The 17,111-nt window shown below is 48.4% G+C and carries 12 protein-coding genes; 1 reads left to right on the top strand and 11 read right to left on the bottom strand.

From position 1 onward, the window contains the following. The 6 genes from CIK90_RS00150 to CIK90_RS00120 form a co-directional block, all read right to left on the bottom strand. Positions 1-3,531 carry a fimbrillin family protein gene (locus CIK90_RS00150; protein WP_094464017.1) on the bottom strand — a complete coding sequence of 1,177 codons (3,531 nt, stop codon included), beginning with the start codon at positions 3,529-3,531 and terminating at the stop codon, positions 1-3. Positions 3,532-3,614: 83 nt separating this feature from the next. Next, positions 3,615-4,532, bottom strand: coding sequence for a fimbrillin family protein (locus tag CIK90_RS00145; RefSeq protein WP_094464016.1), 918 nt, complete (start codon positions 4,530-4,532; stop codon positions 3,615-3,617). Between the two features lie 572 nt (positions 4,533-5,104). Further along, the gene (locus CIK90_RS00135) at positions 5,105-7,216 is read right to left on the bottom strand and encodes a prolyl oligopeptidase family protein (RefSeq protein ID WP_094464014.1); all 2,112 of its coding nucleotides are present in this window, start codon (positions 7,214-7,216) and stop codon (positions 5,105-5,107) included. A 59-nt stretch (positions 7,217-7,275) separates the two neighbouring features. Next, positions 7,276-7,746: a PaaI family thioesterase gene (locus tag CIK90_RS00130; RefSeq protein ID WP_094436061.1), complete on the bottom strand. Its 471-nt coding sequence runs from the start codon at positions 7,744-7,746 to the stop codon at positions 7,276-7,278. A gap of 35 nt (positions 7,747-7,781) precedes the next feature. Next, on the bottom strand, positions 7,782-8,819 hold the full coding sequence (locus CIK90_RS00125; protein WP_094447334.1) for an alcohol dehydrogenase: 1,038 nt from the start codon (positions 8,817-8,819) through the stop codon (positions 7,782-7,784). 32 nt (positions 8,820-8,851) lie between these two features. Further along, complete coding sequence (locus CIK90_RS00120) at positions 8,852-10,837, bottom strand: alpha-L-arabinofuranosidase C-terminal domain-containing protein (protein ID WP_371595863.1); 1,986 nt, start codon at positions 10,835-10,837, stop codon at positions 8,852-8,854. 229 nt (positions 10,838-11,066) lie between these two features. On the opposite strand from CIK90_RS00120, the gene CIK90_RS00115 reads away from it, so the two are divergent. After that, complete coding sequence (locus CIK90_RS00115; protein ID WP_094464013.1) at positions 11,067-11,771, top strand: tRNA1(Val) (adenine(37)-N6)-methyltransferase; 705 nt, start codon at positions 11,067-11,069, stop codon at positions 11,769-11,771. Between the two features lie 47 nt (positions 11,772-11,818). Here the strand turns inward: CIK90_RS00115 and CIK90_RS00110 are convergent, their stop codons facing one another. From CIK90_RS00110 to CIK90_RS00090, 5 genes are all read right to left on the bottom strand, one after another. Further along, positions 11,819-13,066, bottom strand: a complete 1,248-nt coding sequence (locus tag CIK90_RS00110; protein WP_094464012.1) for an ABC transporter permease — start codon at positions 13,064-13,066, stop codon at positions 11,819-11,821. 40 nt (positions 13,067-13,106) lie between these two features. Continuing rightward, on the bottom strand, positions 13,107-14,312 hold the full coding sequence (locus tag CIK90_RS00105) for a pyridoxal phosphate-dependent aminotransferase (RefSeq protein ID WP_094436037.1): 1,206 nt from the start codon (positions 14,310-14,312) through the stop codon (positions 13,107-13,109). Positions 14,313-14,445: 133 nt separating this feature from the next. Further along, entirely contained in the window at positions 14,446-15,216 is a 771-nt protein-coding gene (gene trmB / locus CIK90_RS00100) for a tRNA (guanosine(46)-N7)-methyltransferase TrmB (protein ID WP_094389467.1), read from the bottom strand. A 10-nt stretch (positions 15,217-15,226) separates the two neighbouring features. Next, on the bottom strand, positions 15,227-15,880 hold the full coding sequence (locus tag CIK90_RS00095) for a DUF975 family protein (RefSeq protein WP_094439229.1): 654 nt from the start codon (positions 15,878-15,880) through the stop codon (positions 15,227-15,229). 141 nt (positions 15,881-16,021) lie between these two features. Next, positions 16,022-17,071 (bottom strand): branched-chain amino acid aminotransferase, encoded by a 1,050-nt coding sequence (locus CIK90_RS00090; RefSeq protein ID WP_256387341.1) that lies wholly within the window; start codon positions 17,069-17,071, stop codon positions 16,022-16,024. Between the last annotated feature and the right edge of the window lie 40 nt (positions 17,072-17,111).

Genomic DNA, 17,111 nt, shown 5'->3' with positions numbered 1-17,111 from the left:
TTAGCGATGCTTTCTAACCTTTGCCATTTTCAGCGGACTGCCTTTATGGAAGACTGGAGCATGCTGGTAGGTTCCGGATGTGCGTTGGTCGCCATTGCCGCCGAATGCACGGCTCTCTACGATTCCCGCATCCCGCTTGTCGTTCTTCACGAAATCTTCGAAACTGTAGGCTTCTCCTGCATACGCCTTGATGCGCTTCACGATACTCTCACGACTGATGGTGCTGTAGTAAGGAATATCGTTGTTCATGCAGGAGTTCGGCTCCGAACGGAATACGCCTCTGTTGTGCATGTAGCCTCCCTCGTAGATGTCTACGATGTCGCTATATCGGTCGTCGAAAATCAGATGACTCCAACCTACGCTATGCATCTTGCCGGTAAGTTCCAGGTTATCAAACCAACCGAGTGACTTGGCTGCTTTGAATTCAAAAACGTGTTCGCAGCAGGTGCAGTCGCAGAAGTCGATGAAGGTGTTGTGATAAATGTATTCATCGCCCAACTTTCCGAATCCGTGTCCACCTGCCTCATGCTGGATTACGCCACGGGTATCGAGTGGATAGTCGTAGGTACTCTGCGGACAGAAGGCAATAGCCGAACCATCTTCCCACATCTGGCAGATGCCGCCGTAATCGGTAGAATTAGGGACCATGATGATCAGCGTCTGATTAAGATTGCCCTTGTTGACGGTTGGAGCGCCCAGAGCATAATCGAATACTTCATCATAATCTGCTTTCAATCCTACGCCACCGGTAAAGGTGGTATTGAATCGGTTGTAGCGGATGGTGTTCACGGTTCCTACGCCCGATTCCGTAGAAAGCGGAATGGCGGTATAGACGTTGAAGTAATCACGGTAAGTCTTGTAAGGCTCAATACCGAAGAAATACTCCACTTCCTGCTTGATATCCGTCAGATATTTGCCGCTGGCAATATCCTTTGCGTTAAAGCCGTCGCCGAGCAGCACGATGTTGATTCCACCATTATTGCCCTTGGTAGCCTTCTGCAGGGTAATCCATTCGTCCTCTCCATATTCATAACCATACTGCGAAACGCTACATTCGTGGGTATAGTCTTTGTCTTTCAGGCGGAATACCACCTTTCCATCACGGCTGTCAGCATTCTTAGCCATTCCCTTGATGGTCAAAGTAACTTCTGTTTTCTTGTTGCCGCTGGCAGGAGAAACCTCACACCAGTCTGGCTTGCTGGCTACTTCCCATTCGCCCTCGGCGTTAATCACCAGTTTCTGCTTATGCTCCGTGCTTAAAGCGCAGGCTACAGATGGTCGGCAAACGAGCTCGTGGTGAGCTGCGATTCGCTTGAAGTCGCACCAGCCTGGTGCTGCCTGATACTGGGAAATGGCAGATTCAGGTACTTCGAGAGTGAAGTTATCCTTGGCTACGCCATTGAAAGCTCCGCTCAAAACATGTGCAGGAACCTCTCCTCTACAAACGATGCTGTAAATGCCAAAATCGTTGGCAAAAGCACCTCCATTATCTCCCCATGTTGGTTCATAACCAATACTAGACAGACTTTCTGGGAAAATAAGTTGTTCTATACTGCGGCAGTTGGCGAAAGCTCCTGCACCGATTGACTCCAAGCCTTCAGGAAATTCCAAAGTACCCATCAATCTCCAGTTTCCTGCAAAGGCGTTTCTGCCGATGGAAACCAATCCGCTAGGCAGCTTTAAAACTCCTGAGAAATCGCATCCATTGAAGGCACTTTCTCCTACAGAAGTTAGGTTTTTAGGTAAGTTCAACTCTCCTTTTAATGGAACATTATTAAAAGCACCTTGGTTGATGCTTGTCAAACCATCATGGAGTTGTAACGTACCATTGAATCCTGTTCCATTAAAGGCACTTTGATTGATTGCTTTTACTCCTTGCGGAATCGTAAGGTTACCTGTCAGATTTTGATCGTTAAAAAATGCAAGATCGCCTATATATTCTAGTTTTTCTGGCAATTTCAACGCCCCATAATACCCAGGGTTATCCCTAAAAGCATGGTGACCGATATATTTCAGATTGTTTGGCAACTTTAACTCACAATTAAAATGACAGCCGTCAAACGCACCTCCAATATCAACTGCACCTCCACCTCCAATATATTCCAAGGTTGTAGGTAGAGAGAGCGAGCCTGTTAAGGAATTACACCACATAAATGCACTAGGACCAATGCGAGTTACTCCCTCTGGTATGATGATAGAACCAGTTAGATTTACACAATTTCTGAAGGCTCTTTCACCAATTCCTGTAAGACTGTCTGGAAGAACGACACGGATTAATGAGTTCTTTTCATCAAATGCACGCTCATGAATTACGTACTTTCTCTCTACCCCATCGTGAGAGTTGTCACCAGAAATCCAAGGTTGATAACCAAATCTTCCATAAACGATAGCTTCTTTCATATTCAGAGATTGAAGATTGCTCATTTCGTCACGCATAAATTCAAAGTCTGTTGGTCCTATCTCGCCGGTAATCTTAAGATTCTTGAGTTTTGTATAGTCCTTATTAGCCGCAGCAATCGCCTCTTTCAGATGCCCTTTCGTTGAGTTGATAACCACGTACTCCTTCGCCGTTGCATCATGACTTACCAAATCATTCTCCCAAGGAGTAATGCTTTCGCTTATCAAAGTAAGCTTATAAGCGCCGCTTCCTGCCTGCTTATCTACCTTGATGCCGAAGTTCATCATCTTGCCAGATACATAGGTAAATGCCTCGTTTTTAGTGAACTTATAAGGTACGCCGCCGATGGTGATGCTGAAGAGGGTTGTGCCGGCAGCCACGGTTTGAGGAACCACGATGGTGCGCCACTCGTCGTTTGTACGAGATGGGATAGTCATGGTGTTCTCTACAGCACCGGCAGTCTTGATATCGCCAGTAGAAAGGTTGATACTTGCCTTGCGGGCTACGTTGGCTGTCAGAACAATCTTCTCCAGATTCGCCCATTCGCCCTCGGCAAAACCGGAACCTTGAATCAGGGTAACGCGGGCATTAGACATGCGATGCGCCATAGGCAAACGGATTACGCTGGTGGTAGGAGCCACATCTGACACCTTGCCCCAGAGAAAATCGCTCGCTTCGTAGCCACCCATTTCGCCATTCTCGGTAGCCTTGCTCTGGTCTTTCTGAACTTCAAACTGATAATCCTCTATGCTCTCTGGGTTGGCAAACGGATAGTAACCATACACATCAATATGCGTATGCTTGTCTTTCCAGAAAAGGTCATAAGCGGAGTTCCACTTATAGTTAGGCTCATCGAAAGTGTGGCGCACATTATCGCCACGGTTGCCGTTTACCTTCAGGGTTCCAGGCTTGTTTCCTTCGTAATCTACGATGTAAACACCCATCACGTCGCCGTTGCAGAAACCGTTGTCGTTGACGCGGGTTACGGCAAGCTGGTCGATATCGCCAGAAAGCCGGATGCGGTTGCTGTCGTGCTGCTCGGTCTTGTCGCCGAAGAAGTCTTCGCTACAGCCCGTCAGGAGCATGGCTCCTGCCGCAAGCAGATATAATAAGGAATGTTTTACTTTTTTCATAAATAATTCTTTTTGGGGAGATGGCCTTTCTCAGTCAGAAAGATCATCTCGTATTATTTCTAGATAGAAAATCGTCTGTTCTGTTATTCAGCTGTTCCGCCATAGTCAATACCGTCGTCTTCCCACTTGCTGATATTTACATTCACGCCGTTGCTGGTCTTGCTGAGCGTAACGGTAAACTTATACTTCTTGCCAGCCTCGAAAGCGGAAAACTGGGATGACTTAGGGAGATTGAAATCTCTGCCGTCAACATTTACGGTAATGAGATTTCCATCGCCTACGGCTTGCGGAATGATGAGCGCCATGTAGCTGTTGCCTTCTTCCTTGAGCGGAATGAGGTTTGTATCATCACCCTGGGCTGTTACGGCACCTGTAGAAAGATTGGCTGTAGCCTGTGTCTTCAGACGGTTGATCTTTACGCTAATCTTGGCTGCAGCAAGCGAAGCCTCTGTAAATCCGTTTCCTGCCACGAGGTTGATGATTATCTGGCTCAACATGTGCTTGGCTTCTATCTTCACGGCGCTTTCTGTAGGAGCCGCATCTGTAGTCTTGCCTATCAGAAGTTCGCTAGCCTTGTATTTTTCCGTTGTGCTCTGGTCAGCATTTACGGTCCAAGGCATCGCCTCTATGTTGCTGATAGTGGCTGTATATGGATAATAAATGTAGAAATCAGCGTGGGTGCTGTTGTCTTTCCAGTAGGTTGGAGTTGCAGCCTTCCAGGTTCCATCATAAGTAAATTTCGTGTTGTCTATATAGTTACCTGTCGTTTGAAGTGTTGCGGCAGAGCCATCGGCTTGATGGTTGACAACAAACAATCCTATCTGGTCTCCCGTTTCAAAAGCCAAATCAGTAGCACGGGTTATCGAAGTGCTGATGTTGATAGGTACTTTTGCTGAAGGGGGTGGACTAGGTGTAGGGCCTAATTCTGAACCTCCACCGGAACATGCGGTTAATGCGAGGAGCATGTTCCCTACGATTGCTAAATACTTCTTCTGTTTCATGATTTCTTCGTTTTATATGATTACTTTTTCATAGGTGTATCTGGAACAGCTAGTTTCATTTACTTTGCAAAGGTAGGAAAAGAAGTGGTATTATACAAGTTCATAATGGTTCATATATGGAAAAGGTGTTAAACAACATGTTTTTAGGGGAGCGGAAACAGTGGAACTGGTTCCAGTTCCACTTGCCAACTGTTAAATCCGTGAAAGCATTGCTGTGTATGTACGATTTTGCTTTTCAAAACTGTTATACTGTAACTGTAACGCAAAAAAAATCGTTTTCGGAAACTGTCAACTGTCAAACTGTAACGCTTGGAATTGACATTGGTTTTGCTCTTATGATGTCGGAAATGTACGATTTTTATCCATACACAATGTTAGGAAAGTGATAATATATTGTTATTAAATCTACCTGATTATGGCACTCAAAGAACGTTTTCGTTAAGCCAGATGAGCAGACCCGAGCTCGTTCGAGGTCTGCCATGGCGAGAAAACGAAGGATGAAATCCAATCTCCACCTTCACAGTTGAATGTTTCAAAAATAAACACCGCAGGATAGATGCGGTAACCAGACGTTACTTCATCTTCACACCCATTTCATGAAGCAAGAAACCGAAGATGTCTGCCTGTTCTTCCATCTGTTTGGCAAGAGGCTTTCCACTGCCATGTCCTGCCTTGCTGTCGATACGAATCAATACAGGCGACTTGCCACTCTGACACTCCTGCAGACGGGCTGCAAACTTGAACGAATGGGCAGGAACAACACGGTCGTCATGGTCGGCTGTCGTGACAAGAGTGGAAGGATAGCTCACACCTGGCTTCAAAGTATGGAGAGGGGAATAGCCCTTGAGATACTCAAACATTTCAGGACTGTCGGCGCTTGTACCGTAATCGGGAGCCCAGTTCCAACCGATGGTGAACTTATGATAGCGCAGCATATCCATCACTCCCACTGCTGGGATGCAGACACGGTAGAGGTCGGGACGCTGAGTCATACAAGCTCCTACCAGCAAGCCTCCATTGCTACCGCCATAGATGGCAAGATGGTTGGAATCGGTATATTTCTCGCTGATGAGCCACTCGGCTGCTGAGATGAAATCGTCAAACACATTCTGCTTCTGCAGTTTTGTACCTGCCAAATGCCATGACTCACCATACTCACCGCCACCACGGAGCGCTGCATAGGCATAGATGCCGCCATTCTCCAAGAAGGGAATGCGCATGGGTGAGAACGATGGGGGATAGCAAATGTTGAAACCTCCATAGCCATAGAGCATGACGGGATTCTTGCCGTTGCGCTTGAGACCTTTACGGTAGGTGAGGAACAGAGGCACCTTGGTGCCGTCCTTGCTGGTACAGAACACCATCTCTGTGGTATAGTCGTTAAGACGGACGTTGACCTTGGGCTGACTTTCTACCTGACTCTTGCCTGTGGCAGGATCGAAACGATAGATGGTGGTAGGAACGGTATAGGAGGTGAAACTGAAGAAGCACTCGTCCTGTTTGCGGCTGCCGCTGAATGAGGCGCTACCAAAGGTTGGCAACTCAATGCGGCTGAGACGCTCTCCCTTGACAGAATAGAGCCATGCCTCGGTACAGTTGTCTTTAGAGTAGGTAAGAATCATGCGGTCAGCGGGCAGAAAAAGCACATCCTGAAGCACACCGTCTTGCTCACCTACCACTTCATGCCAGTCGGTCATGCCGGGTTTACGCACGTCAGCCACCATCAAACGGTAGCGTGGAGCACCTTGGTTGGTGAGGATATAGATGGAATCGCCGATCATCTCTACAGGCGAATAGGTCTTACTGGCGTCTGCTGTCATCTGGATAAACTGCGAGTCTGCCACACGGAGGTCGCGCACATAGAGGTTGTAGCCTTGGTCCATGCCAGACTCGGTAAGAAACATCAGCGTCTCCTCGTCGTTGAGTCCTACACCGTAGAAGCGCAGGGGTTGTGCCGGGTTTTGATAGAACAGCACATCATCGCTCTGAGGGGTGCCGATGCGGTGGTAATAAACTTTCTGTACCTCGTTCTTCGCTGAGGTCTCAAGGCCCTTCTCAGGTGCATCGTAGGCACTGTAATAGAAACCGTCGCCTCGCCATGTGGCATTGGTGAATTTTGCCCATACGATATGGTCGTCAAGGAGTTTTCCGGTTGCCACATCCTTGACATAGATTTCTTCCCAGTCGCTGCCGCTACGCGAAATGACGTAGGCAAAATAGCGTCCGTCGTTGGAGAAGGAAATGCCCTTTACCGCAACGGTTCCGTCGGTGCTGAGACTGTTTGGATCGAGAAAGACGCGCTGTTCACCACCCAACTGGTCCATCTGATAGAGCACCGACTGGTTTTGCAGTCCGTTGTTGCGATAAACGTACCATTTGCCATTCTTCTTGAATGGGGCATAGACTTTCTCGTAGTTGACAACCTGGCGCAACCGTTTAAGATATTTGGCGCGCTGTGGAATCTTGGCCAGATAGGCATTGGTCACTGCGTTTTCTGCTTTGACCCATGCTGCCGTTGCTGCGCTGGTGTCGTTTTCGAGTGGGCGATAGGGGTCAGACACCTTCACTCCGAAATACTCGTCGATGGTATTGTCGGTAGGTGGCGTAGGATAATGCAGCTGTTGTGCATGAACGGCAGCGGCAGTCAAAGAGAGTGCCGATGCGCAAAGAATCTGTTTTATCATAGTTGTTTCGTTTTGTTGTTCCCGGATATGTTTTTCTAAACGTGCTCAGCGGTGGATTTTCATTCCTCCACTTCGCAGGGTTTGAAGTGCATGTCTCTTTCGGCTTTTTCTCTCGGAAATGCAAAATAGGTACATGTGGCTTCTGTGCATATTTTGCCAGAAGAGTCGGCGAGTGTGGCATCGATGATGATGATATTTCGCTTCTGCTCGCGGATATGGGCTCGCACGGTCACCTCTGAATCGTCGGTTGATACGGGGTGCTTATAGTGTGTCTCCATCTTTGAGGTAACACCTGCTGTTTGTAATTTGCGAGTGACGACCCATCCGCACACCTCATCGAGAAGTAATGCCTGGATGCCGCCGTGCAACGTATTGAGCCACCCTTGGTAGTTGGCAGACGGATGCCATTTGCTGACGATATCGTCTCCGTCTTCGTAAAAGCAGAGGTGAAGACCGAAGGGGTTGTCGGGGGCGCAACCGATGCAGTTGTAACCTTTTAATCCGGTCCAAGGATTTGTGATTTTCTTCATGTCCATGTTATCTGTGTTGTTTTTTAATCTTGCTTTTAATCGTTATAAATGGCAATCTTGATGACGTTGTCTTCCTTGTTTTCGAAGATGCGATAAGCCTCTTCGATGCGACTGAGCGGGAAACGGTGGGTAATGAGCGGGGTGGTGTCTATCTTGCCTTGTGCGATCAGTTGGAGCACCTCGGCACAGTCGCAACCATCCACACCGCCTGTTTTGAAGGTGAGGTTCTTGCCATACATGTCGGGTAACGGCAGCAGTTGCGGCTTATCGTAGAGGGCCACAATGGAGACGATGGCATTGGGACGGGCACACTGCCAGGCCAGTTGGAAGGTGTCGGGCCCTCCTGCCACTTCCAACACGCGGTCGGCGCCTCCATGAAGGCTGTGGGCGGCTGTGAAGTCGCAACACTCCTCGGGGGTGGTGACCAACACATCGGGATAGTTGTTGCGGATGAACCGGCGTCGTTCTTCCGACTGTTCACAGACGATGATATTCTTCGGATGCTTGAGCATGACGCAGAGTAGGGTGCATATTCCCGTGGGACCTGCTCCGATGATGAGGACGGTGTCGTCGGGACTTATCTCGCTGATGCGTGCAGCCCAGAAGCCTGTGGCGAGGATGTCGCCAACAAACAGCGCTTGGTCGTCGGTCACACTGTCGGGGATGCGGTTGAGGCCTTGTGACGCCAGTGGAACACGCACGTATTCTGCCTGTCCACCGTCAATGCGACAGCCTAATGCCCATCCGCCGTGGGGCGAGGTGCAGTTGTTGACATAACCGTGACGACAATAAAAGCAGTCACCGCAGAAGGTTTCTACATTGACCGTCACGCGGTCGCCGACGCTGACACCCTTTACCTCGCTTCCCGTCTCTTCTACAATGCCCACCATCTCGTGGCCCACGGTTATGCCTGGTACGGCACGGGGTACGCTGCCATGCTTGATGTGCAGGTCGCTGGTACAGATACTGCCTAAGGTGACGCGCACGATGGCATCGGTGGGGGATTGGATTGAAGGGCGTGGCTTGTCGGTCATGGCAAACTTGCCTTTTTCAATATAGGTAAATGCTTTCATATCGTCTGATTGCTATTGAGGGGTATGCTGTGTTATTCTGCAGTTTCGTAGAGTCGGAAACTCTTGGCTGGGATGATGTCGTCGATGATGACGGAACCCTTGACGGCTTTTGCAGCGAGTTTGCCTGCAACAGGACAGATGAGGTCGGGATTGTCGAGGGTGTTCTCTTCGTCCATCTCGGTGTGGCAGAGTGTCAGCGTATGCACGTCATTGGCTGATTTTCTGTCTTGCAAGCGGATGCTGACCGGTTGGGGCTGATTGCTGGTGTTGATGACCTTCACGATAATGGTGTGCTTGGCTTTGTCGGCAACAGCACTGGCGAAGAGACCATCCTGTCCGTCTTGTCCTGCCACCGGTTTGCCGTTCATCGTAAGGCGCAACGCATGCGTGCCTTTGTGTGTGGCATACATCTGCTGGACGTAATAACTCGTGGTCTTAAACATGCGCGTATTGTCGTACCAAATCATGTCAGGGCGCCACTGCCATCCTTCAATATGGGCGAAGAGGGGAGCGTAGGTGGCCATGTGAACGATGTCGGCATTTCGCTCGAGATCGGTCATGAAGGCTGCCTCATAGAGTGACGTTTCGTAGTGGTTCCATTTCTTTCCTTTTCCATGGCAAGCGTATTCACCCGCAAAGACCTTAGGACCACGACGGTCGTAGGTCTCATAGCGCAGTCCGTTGTGAAGGAACCATTGTTCGTCGCGGTAGTAATGCTCATCCACCAAATCGGCTTTCTGGCGACGCATTTCTGCCCAGCCTCGGTCAAACTCTCCACCCTCTGGATAGGGACCGCTTGAACCGACTATCTTGATGTTGGGATAGTGCTTACGGATGGCAGTTACAAATGGTTTTAAGCGCTCGTAATACATTGAGTCCCATTGCTCGTTGCCTATTCCGATGAACTTTAGGTTGAATGGTTCAGGATGGCCCATTTCTGCGCGTTGGCGACCCCATGTGGTGGTTGTGTCGCCATTGGCAAACTCTATGAGATCGAGTGCATCCTGGATATAGGGATCGAGTTGGTCAACAGGCTGGTGGGCATTGGCATCGTTCCAGTTTTGATACTGGCACGCCATGCCCACATTGAGTACAGGTAATGGTTCGGCACCAATATCTTCAGAGAGTTGGAAATACTCGAAGAATCCCAGACCGCCACTTTGGAAATAGTCAGGATAGTAACGATGTTCAAAGGTAAACTCCCATCTGTTGCGGTTCAGCGGACGGTTTTCCACGGGACCGATGGTATTCTTCCATTGATAGCGGTTGGCAAGTTCTTCGCCCTCAACGATACATCCGCCAGGGAACCGGAATACCCCCGGATGAATATCGGCAAGTGCCTGTCCAAGGTCGCGTCGCATACCGTTGGTTCTGTTGCGGAAAGTGTTAACGGGGAAGAGGCTGATATGTTCGAGCGACACGGGTTGCTGACCTTCCAGGAAGATGCGCAGTCGCGCTTTGTTGTCGGTTTTGGGTGAATGAATCTTCACCTCATAGCGCTTCCATCCATTGGAGTTGATGTCGATATGTGCCGTGGCGAAATCCTGTCGTTCCTCAAACGTACCTTCATCGATGAGTTGCACTTTGATACGCGCCTCCCCGTTGGGCGCTTTTGCCCATACGGAGAAGCGGTAGTCTTCGCCTTTCAGCACTCCGATGCCGAAATATCCCTCGTTGACGAGTCCTGACCGGCGCTCGCGGTGTCCGGGATAGGCGAGTGTGACGTAGTGTGGGCAACGTTCGAAAGGCCCGTCGTTTTCCACAGTGACATGACCGAAGGTCTGCCACCCCATGAGTGGCTGTGGAAACTCGAAGGATCGGTTTTTGACGAGTTCGCCATAGAGTCCACCGTCGGCAGCATAGTTGATGTCTTCAAAGAAAAGTCCGTACATGGTGGATTGTATGGGAGCCACAGTTTTCTTGGTGTTTACCTGCAGCACATGTGATAGTGCCTGTGTGTTACAGGCAAAGGTCAAAGCCACCATTGTGGTCGCCACCATTTTCAAATTCATAGTCATAGTGTTGTTAGTGTTTCGTTAGTACTTGTTTTAAGGTGTAAAGGTACGAATAAGCGAGCAGAATGCAAAAGAAATGCTCGCATTTCTTTTCGTTTTCGAGCGAAAGTACCTTCGCAACTACGTTGCAGAGGTACGAATAAGCGAGCAGCGAGCGTATTAAATTAAGGTCAATATGATGGTGTTATCGATGGATTTTCGTAATTTTGCAACGTTATAAAGCAAGAACGTTATGAAAGACAGATTTAGTTTTCGTCAGTTTGATGTCGTACAAGAAGGTTGCGCCATGAAGGTTGGAACCGATGGTGTTCTGCTTGGTTCTTGGGCCAATGGAGGTCATCGTATCCTTGATGTGGGATGTGGCACAGGTCTCATTGCCTTGATGATGGCACAGCGTTTTCCTGCTGCCGAGATTGATGCCATTGACATTGACCATGATGCTTTTGAAATAGCACATCGTAATGTGGAGCAGTCGCCCTTTAGCGACCGCATCATCGTTGCAAGAGCAAAAGTGCAGGAATGGCAACCTATTCATCGCTGCGTTCATGATGCTCAGACCTTACCGCTTTATGACGCTATTGTATGTAATCCGCCGTTTTTTATCAACTCGCTACAATGTCCAGATAATAAGCGTACTGTGGCACGACACGCGGAAACGTTGACCTTTTCCGAACTGATGGCGTCGGCTGAGAGGCTGATGGCGGAAGAAGGGGAAATATCTGTTGTGATTCCTGTTGAGGTAAAGTCGCTAATGGACGAAGCTGCTATTTTAGTCGGACTGTTCCCCCACAGAATCTGTATGTTTCGTACCACCGATCGGAAACCGCCTCGTCGTGTATTGTTGTCTTATACGAAGAAGCCAAGACGGATGGAGTCTGAAGAAATGGTGTTGGGCGATGAAACCTATCGTCGATTGACCGGAGATTTCTATCTATAGCGTCAAGTAACTGTTGTAGAAACGGGAAATAGAAATGATGCAAAGGCTTACTCGTAGCGCATGGAACGTGCCGGATGGATGCGTGATATGAGTACGGTAGGTATTAAAAGTACGACCATAGTAACCAATAGCGTGGCAGCATTAAGAGCTACTATTAACGGGATGTTTAATTCCATGGGAGCTTCGCTGACATAATAGTTGTCAGGGTCAAGTGTGACGAAACCAGTCTTTTGTTGGAGTACGACAAGGCCTATGCCCAGAATATTTCCCCACAACATGCCTTGTCCCACGATGAAGACAGCAAACCACAGGAAGGTATAGCGAATAGATTTTGTCTGAGCTCCAAGTGCTTTCAATAGGCCTATCATCTGTGTGCGTTCGAGGATGATGATGAGCAGACCGCTTATCATCGTGAAGCATGCAACGCACACCATGAGTATCAGAATAACCCATACGTTCATGTCGAGCAATGAAAGCCAGGAAAAGATTTGTGGATACGATTCGTAGATGGTGTGGGAGGTGAGGATTTCACCATAATGGTCGGTATGGCGGTTGATGCGCTGTACGACGCGGTCGGCAGTTGCGTTGAGATTGTTAAAATCCTCAACAAGCAGTTCTGCGCCACTACATTGGTCTTTCTCCCAATTATTGAGACGAACGGCTGTGGGGAGATCTGTGAAGCACATGACTTCATCAAACTGGCTCATATTAGAGGCATAGATGGCAGCAATGGTAAACTTTCTGGCGCGTACATTATCATAGCTGATGAAATAGGCGGTGATGCGGTCGTTGACCTTCAAATTGAGCTTGTTGGCCATCTGTTGCGATATGACCAGTTGGTAACTGCTCTTTTCGCTGGAGAATTTGGGCAGGGTGCCAGCAGTAAGGTTGCTGTTGAGAAATGTGACATCGTAATCGCTTCCGACGCCCTTGAGCGCAATACCCATGAAATCTGCGTCAGTCTTGAGAATGCCTTGGCTCAAAGCATAACGTTCTACATGTTTGACGCCCGGTATGTGCTTGATGGCATTTGCCAACGAGTCATCAATGCAGATTGGGGCGGGCATGGGAGACTGTGATGATAAGAAATTTTCCACTCGGATATGGCTGCCGAAGCCCACCACTTTGTCGCGAATGGTGTGTTTGAATCCCAACACTACCGAAACCGTGACAATCATAACCGCTAAACCGATGGCGATGCCTATCATGGCAATACGAATAGCTGGGCGGCTCACTTTACGGCGGTCGCCTTTGTCGCTATAGATGCGTTTTGCTATGAAAAGTGGGAAATTCATGGTTTTTATCCAAATACCTTAAATGGTGGCAGACCGAATATTACTGTTCATCAACGCGACCAGGGTAAGCCTCCAATGCCTTACGCAATACGAGGAGCGCTCGCTCAAGGTCTTCTTTCTTCAGCACGTAGGCAATACGCACCTGATTGATGCCAGCACCAGGCGTGGTGTAGAAACCAGCGGCAGGAGCCATCATCACAGTTTCACCTTCGTAGGTGAACTCTTCCAAACACCAACGGCAAAATTCTTCTGCATTGTCAACGGGGAGCTTTGCTACGGTATAGAAAGCTCCCATGGGGATGGGCGAATAGACACCAGGAATGCGGTTGAGTCCGTCAATCAGACACTTACGTCGTTCGACATATTCGTCATAGACATCGCGGTAGTACTCTTCAGGAGCATCGAGTGAAGCCTCTGCCACAATCTGTCCGATGAGAGGAGGAGAGAGGCGTGCCTGACAGAACTTCATGACTGCCTTGCGCACTTCTGCATTTTTGGTGATGAGCGCACCGATGCGAATACCACATTCTGAATAGCGTTTAGAAACCGAGTCGATGAGGATGACATTCTGCTCGATGCCCTCAAGATGGCAAGCGGAAATATAGGGTGAACCGGTATAAATATATTCACGATAAACCTCATCGGAAAAGAGATAGAGGTCGTATTTCTTCACAAGGTCACGGATTTGCTGCATCTCACGACGTGTATAAAGATAACCCGTCGGGTTGTTGGGATTGCAAATCATGATGGCGCGTGTGCGGTCGTTGATGAGTTCTTCAAATTTCTCTACCTTAGGCAAGGAGAAACCTTCCTCGATCGTTGTGGCGATGGTGCGAATCTTTGCACCGGCAGAAATGGCAAACGCCATATAGTTGGCATAAGCCGGTTCGGGTACGATAATCTCGTCGCCAGGATTGAGGCACGACATGAATGCAAACAAAACAGCTTCGGAACCGCCAGAGGTGATGATGATGTCGTCTGCCGATACGTTGATGTGGTATTTGGCATAATAGCCCACCAATTTCTCGCGATAACTGAGGTAACCCTGAGATGGTGAGTATTCGAGAATGCTTCTATCCACTTTCTTCAATGCGTCGAGTCCTACCTGCGGTGTAGGCAGGTCAGGCTGTCCGATGTTGAGGTGATAGACCTTGGTTCCCCGTTTTTTTGCTGCTGCGGCCAATGGAGCGAGTTTTCTGATAGGTGACTCGGGCATCTCCAGTCCGCGAACTGATATTTCTGGCATTGTTTTCTTTTTTTCGTTTCAAAGTGCAAAGGTACTGTAAACCAACTGAACTACAAAGAAAAACGTCGATTTTCTTTGTCTTTGCTGTGATTGACTTACCTTGTGGCTAATGGCATAGAAATCCTATTGTCATTTATTTGCTTGTTTCCAAACTGCTGCGCTTATCGCGGTGGAAAGAACGGTAGTCGTCTAATGGTATTTCAACATCGGGCTCCACGAGTTCGCCTTGCTGAGGAAGATGGAACTTCATGTAGCGGATATTGAGGCCACGGGCAATCCATTGTGCTTCGTAGAAAGTCTGGATGGACAGAATTTTGCGAGTCTCCTCATCGATACCGTCGGTATGATAGAGATCTTCGGTGCGGAAGAGCAGGGGCAGACGGTTTGCCTCGACCATGTAGGTGGTATAGGTGAAGAGGAAGTTGGAGTCGGTCTTCAAGTGGATGAGACCTCCGTCAACGAGAAAATGGCGGTAGCGGTTCATGAAATAAGTACTGGTGAGCCGTTTGCGTGGATTTTTCATCTGGGGGTCGCTGAAGGTAAGCCAGATCTCCTGAACCTCGTCTTTGGCAAAGAAACGGTCGATGATCTCGATATTGGTGCGTAGGAAGGCCACGTTGGACAGCCCTGCTGTAAGTGCTTCTTTTGCTCCTTTATGCATGCGTGCTCCTTTGATGTCAACACCGATGAAGTTGACCTGTGGGTAGAGGCGTGCCAGTTCTACGGTATATTCACCCTTACCGCAACCCAGTTCGAGGACGATGGGATTGTCGTTATGAAAATATTGTTCGCGCCAATGTCCCTTCATTTCGAAAGGTACATTCTCGATGACTGAGAATGGATATTGGAAGACGTTGCTGAACGTCTCCATTTCTGCAAATTTCTGTAGTTTTCCTTTTCCCATGTAGTATGGATTATATTGTTTCGATGGTAATGGTATCATCTGAAAACTCTTGGTCGTCGGCTTTCAGGTCGGCATAGAAATGGGCATGTGCCACTTCCATGTATGGAGCTAAGAAGAGATAACCGATTCCCAAGGTGAGGATGCAGAGCAATGCCCATCCAAGGAAACTCAGGTCGAGTACGAAGAGGCGCCATTTGTTGCCTTGCATCAGTCGCATGCTTTCCTCAATGGCCTCGTTGTAAGCCAAGTCAGGACGGTCGACAAGGACAAATTCGGTCATGGCATAGGAGTAGCTCTTGACGATGCCTGGTATGATAAGCAACAAAGACCATAATAAGGTATAGATACCTTTGAGGAGTATTGTCAAGAAGATGCGTGTGAAATCGTGATAACCCTTAGTCAGGTTTCCGTAGTTTACTTTCATGTCACGTGATACTTCCAAAAAGGTGATGGTCACGCCCCATGACATAGGGATGAGTAAAAGAGAAAAGATGTTGCTGGTAAGCGATGATGTTATTTCTGATGTAGTAGGCATCAGCAATCCTGTGCCACAGCTTACAGTACCACCGATAAGGAGATATATGAGGACAAGAATGGCGCTCTCGCCCCATTTGTGTTCAAGACTGCTAATGGCTCTCTCTTTACAATTTACGATGTATCCCATTTTTTTTCTTTGTGTTATGTTTTATGATAATGTCGGGCCGAGAATGTTCACGGCCCGACGGAGATTTTATGAACAAGGATGGATGTAATAAACATCCTTTCAGCTGAAGTGCTGCCTAAGCAGACTTTAGCGTGAATGATATTATTCGATGACTACAGTAGTCCATCCGTGCTTGTCTTCTGCAATACCATACTGGATGTCGCGCAGATGGTTGAAGAGTTTCTCAGACCAAGGACCTGGTTTGTCGCCGAAGGAATAAACCTTGCCTGTGTCGAGGTCATCAATATGGCTGATGGGACTGATAACTGCTGCTGTTCCACAAGCACCTGCCTCTTCGAATGTCTCCAACTCCTCTTCGGGAATCTGACGGCGCTCAACCTTCATGCCTAAATCCTCGGCCAACTGCATGAGTGAACGGTTGGTGATAGAGGGAAGAATAGAGGTTGACTTCGGAGTGACGTAGGTGTTGTTCTTGATGCCGAAGAAGTTGGCGGCACCACACTCGTCAATGTATTTCTTCTCTTTAGCATCGAGATAGAATTCGCAGGCGTAACCCTTCTCGTGTGCCAGATTGTTGGCAAAGAGGGATGCAGCATAGTTGCCACCCACCTTGTATTTTCCTGTGCCAAGAGGAGCAGAACGGTCGTAGTCGCGTATAATGACGTAGGGGTTGGCAGAGAAACCACCCTTGAAATATGGGCCTACGGGAGTTACGAAAATCAGGAAACAGTATTCTTTTGAAGGATGTACACCAACCTGTGCACTGGTACCGATGAGCAATGGACGGATGTAGAGTGTTGCGCCACTCTCATAGGTAGGAATCCATTCCTGATTGAGACGTACCACCTTTTTGACCATTTCGGTGAAGAGTTCGGTGGGAAGTTCGGGCATGAGAATACCGCGACAAGTGCTCTGCAGACGCTCGGCATTGTCCTTCACACGGAAGATGCGTACCTTTCCGTCTGGACAGCGGTAAGCCTTCAGACCTTCAAAGGCCTCTTGTCCGTAGTGCAGACAGGTGGCAGCCATGTGCAGGTTGAGATACTCGTCGGAGCAAACCTCTATTTCGCCCCACTTACCGTCACGATAGTAACAGCGTACATTGTAGTCGGTCTTGATGTAACCGAAAGGCAGATTAGCCCAATCTAATTGTTTCATATCTTTATATGTTTGACAGTTGTGCTTGCAAATTTAAGCATTTTTGTTAAGTTTTGCAATAATTTCGATGCTT

This window comes from Prevotella sp. P5-126, from assembly GCF_002251185.1.
GTDB lineage: Bacteria > Bacteroidota > Bacteroidia > Bacteroidales > Bacteroidaceae > Prevotella.
This window is presented reverse-complemented; position numbering and strand designations above follow the sequence as displayed.

Bases quoted from the DNA above. Each gene is read 5' to 3' on its own strand.
- CIK90_RS00120 (WP_371595863.1), bottom strand. From the start codon at position 10,837: ATGACTATGAATTTGAAAATGGTGGCGACCACAATGGTGGCTTTGACC.
- CIK90_RS00135 (WP_094464014.1), bottom strand. From the start codon at position 7,216: ATGATAAAACAGATTCTTTGCGCATCGGCACTCTCTTTGACTGCCGCT.
- trmB (WP_094389467.1), bottom strand. From the start codon at position 15,216: ATGGGAAAAGGAAAACTACAGAAATTTGCAGAAATGGAGACGTTCAGC.
- CIK90_RS00150 (WP_094464017.1), bottom strand. From the start codon at position 3,531: ATGAAAAAAGTAAAACATTCCTTATTATATCTGCTTGCGGCAGGAGCC.
- CIK90_RS00095 (WP_094439229.1), bottom strand. From the start codon at position 15,880: ATGGGATACATCGTAAATTGTAAAGAGAGAGCCATTAGCAGTCTTGAA.
- CIK90_RS00110 (WP_094464012.1), bottom strand. From the start codon at position 13,066: ATGAATTTCCCACTTTTCATAGCAAAACGCATCTATAGCGACAAAGGC.
- CIK90_RS00145 (WP_094464016.1), bottom strand. From the start codon at position 4,532: ATGAAACAGAAGAAGTATTTAGCAATCGTAGGGAACATGCTCCTCGCA.
- CIK90_RS00130 (WP_094436061.1), bottom strand. From the start codon at position 7,746: ATGAAGAAAATCACAAATCCTTGGACCGGATTAAAAGGTTACAACTGC.
- CIK90_RS00125 (WP_094447334.1), bottom strand. From the start codon at position 8,819: ATGAAAGCATTTACCTATATTGAAAAAGGCAAGTTTGCCATGACCGAC.
- CIK90_RS00105 (WP_094436037.1), bottom strand. From the start codon at position 14,312: ATGCCAGAAATATCAGTTCGCGGACTGGAGATGCCCGAGTCACCTATC.
- CIK90_RS00115 (WP_094464013.1), top strand. From the start codon at position 11,067: ATGAAAGACAGATTTAGTTTTCGTCAGTTTGATGTCGTACAAGAAGGT.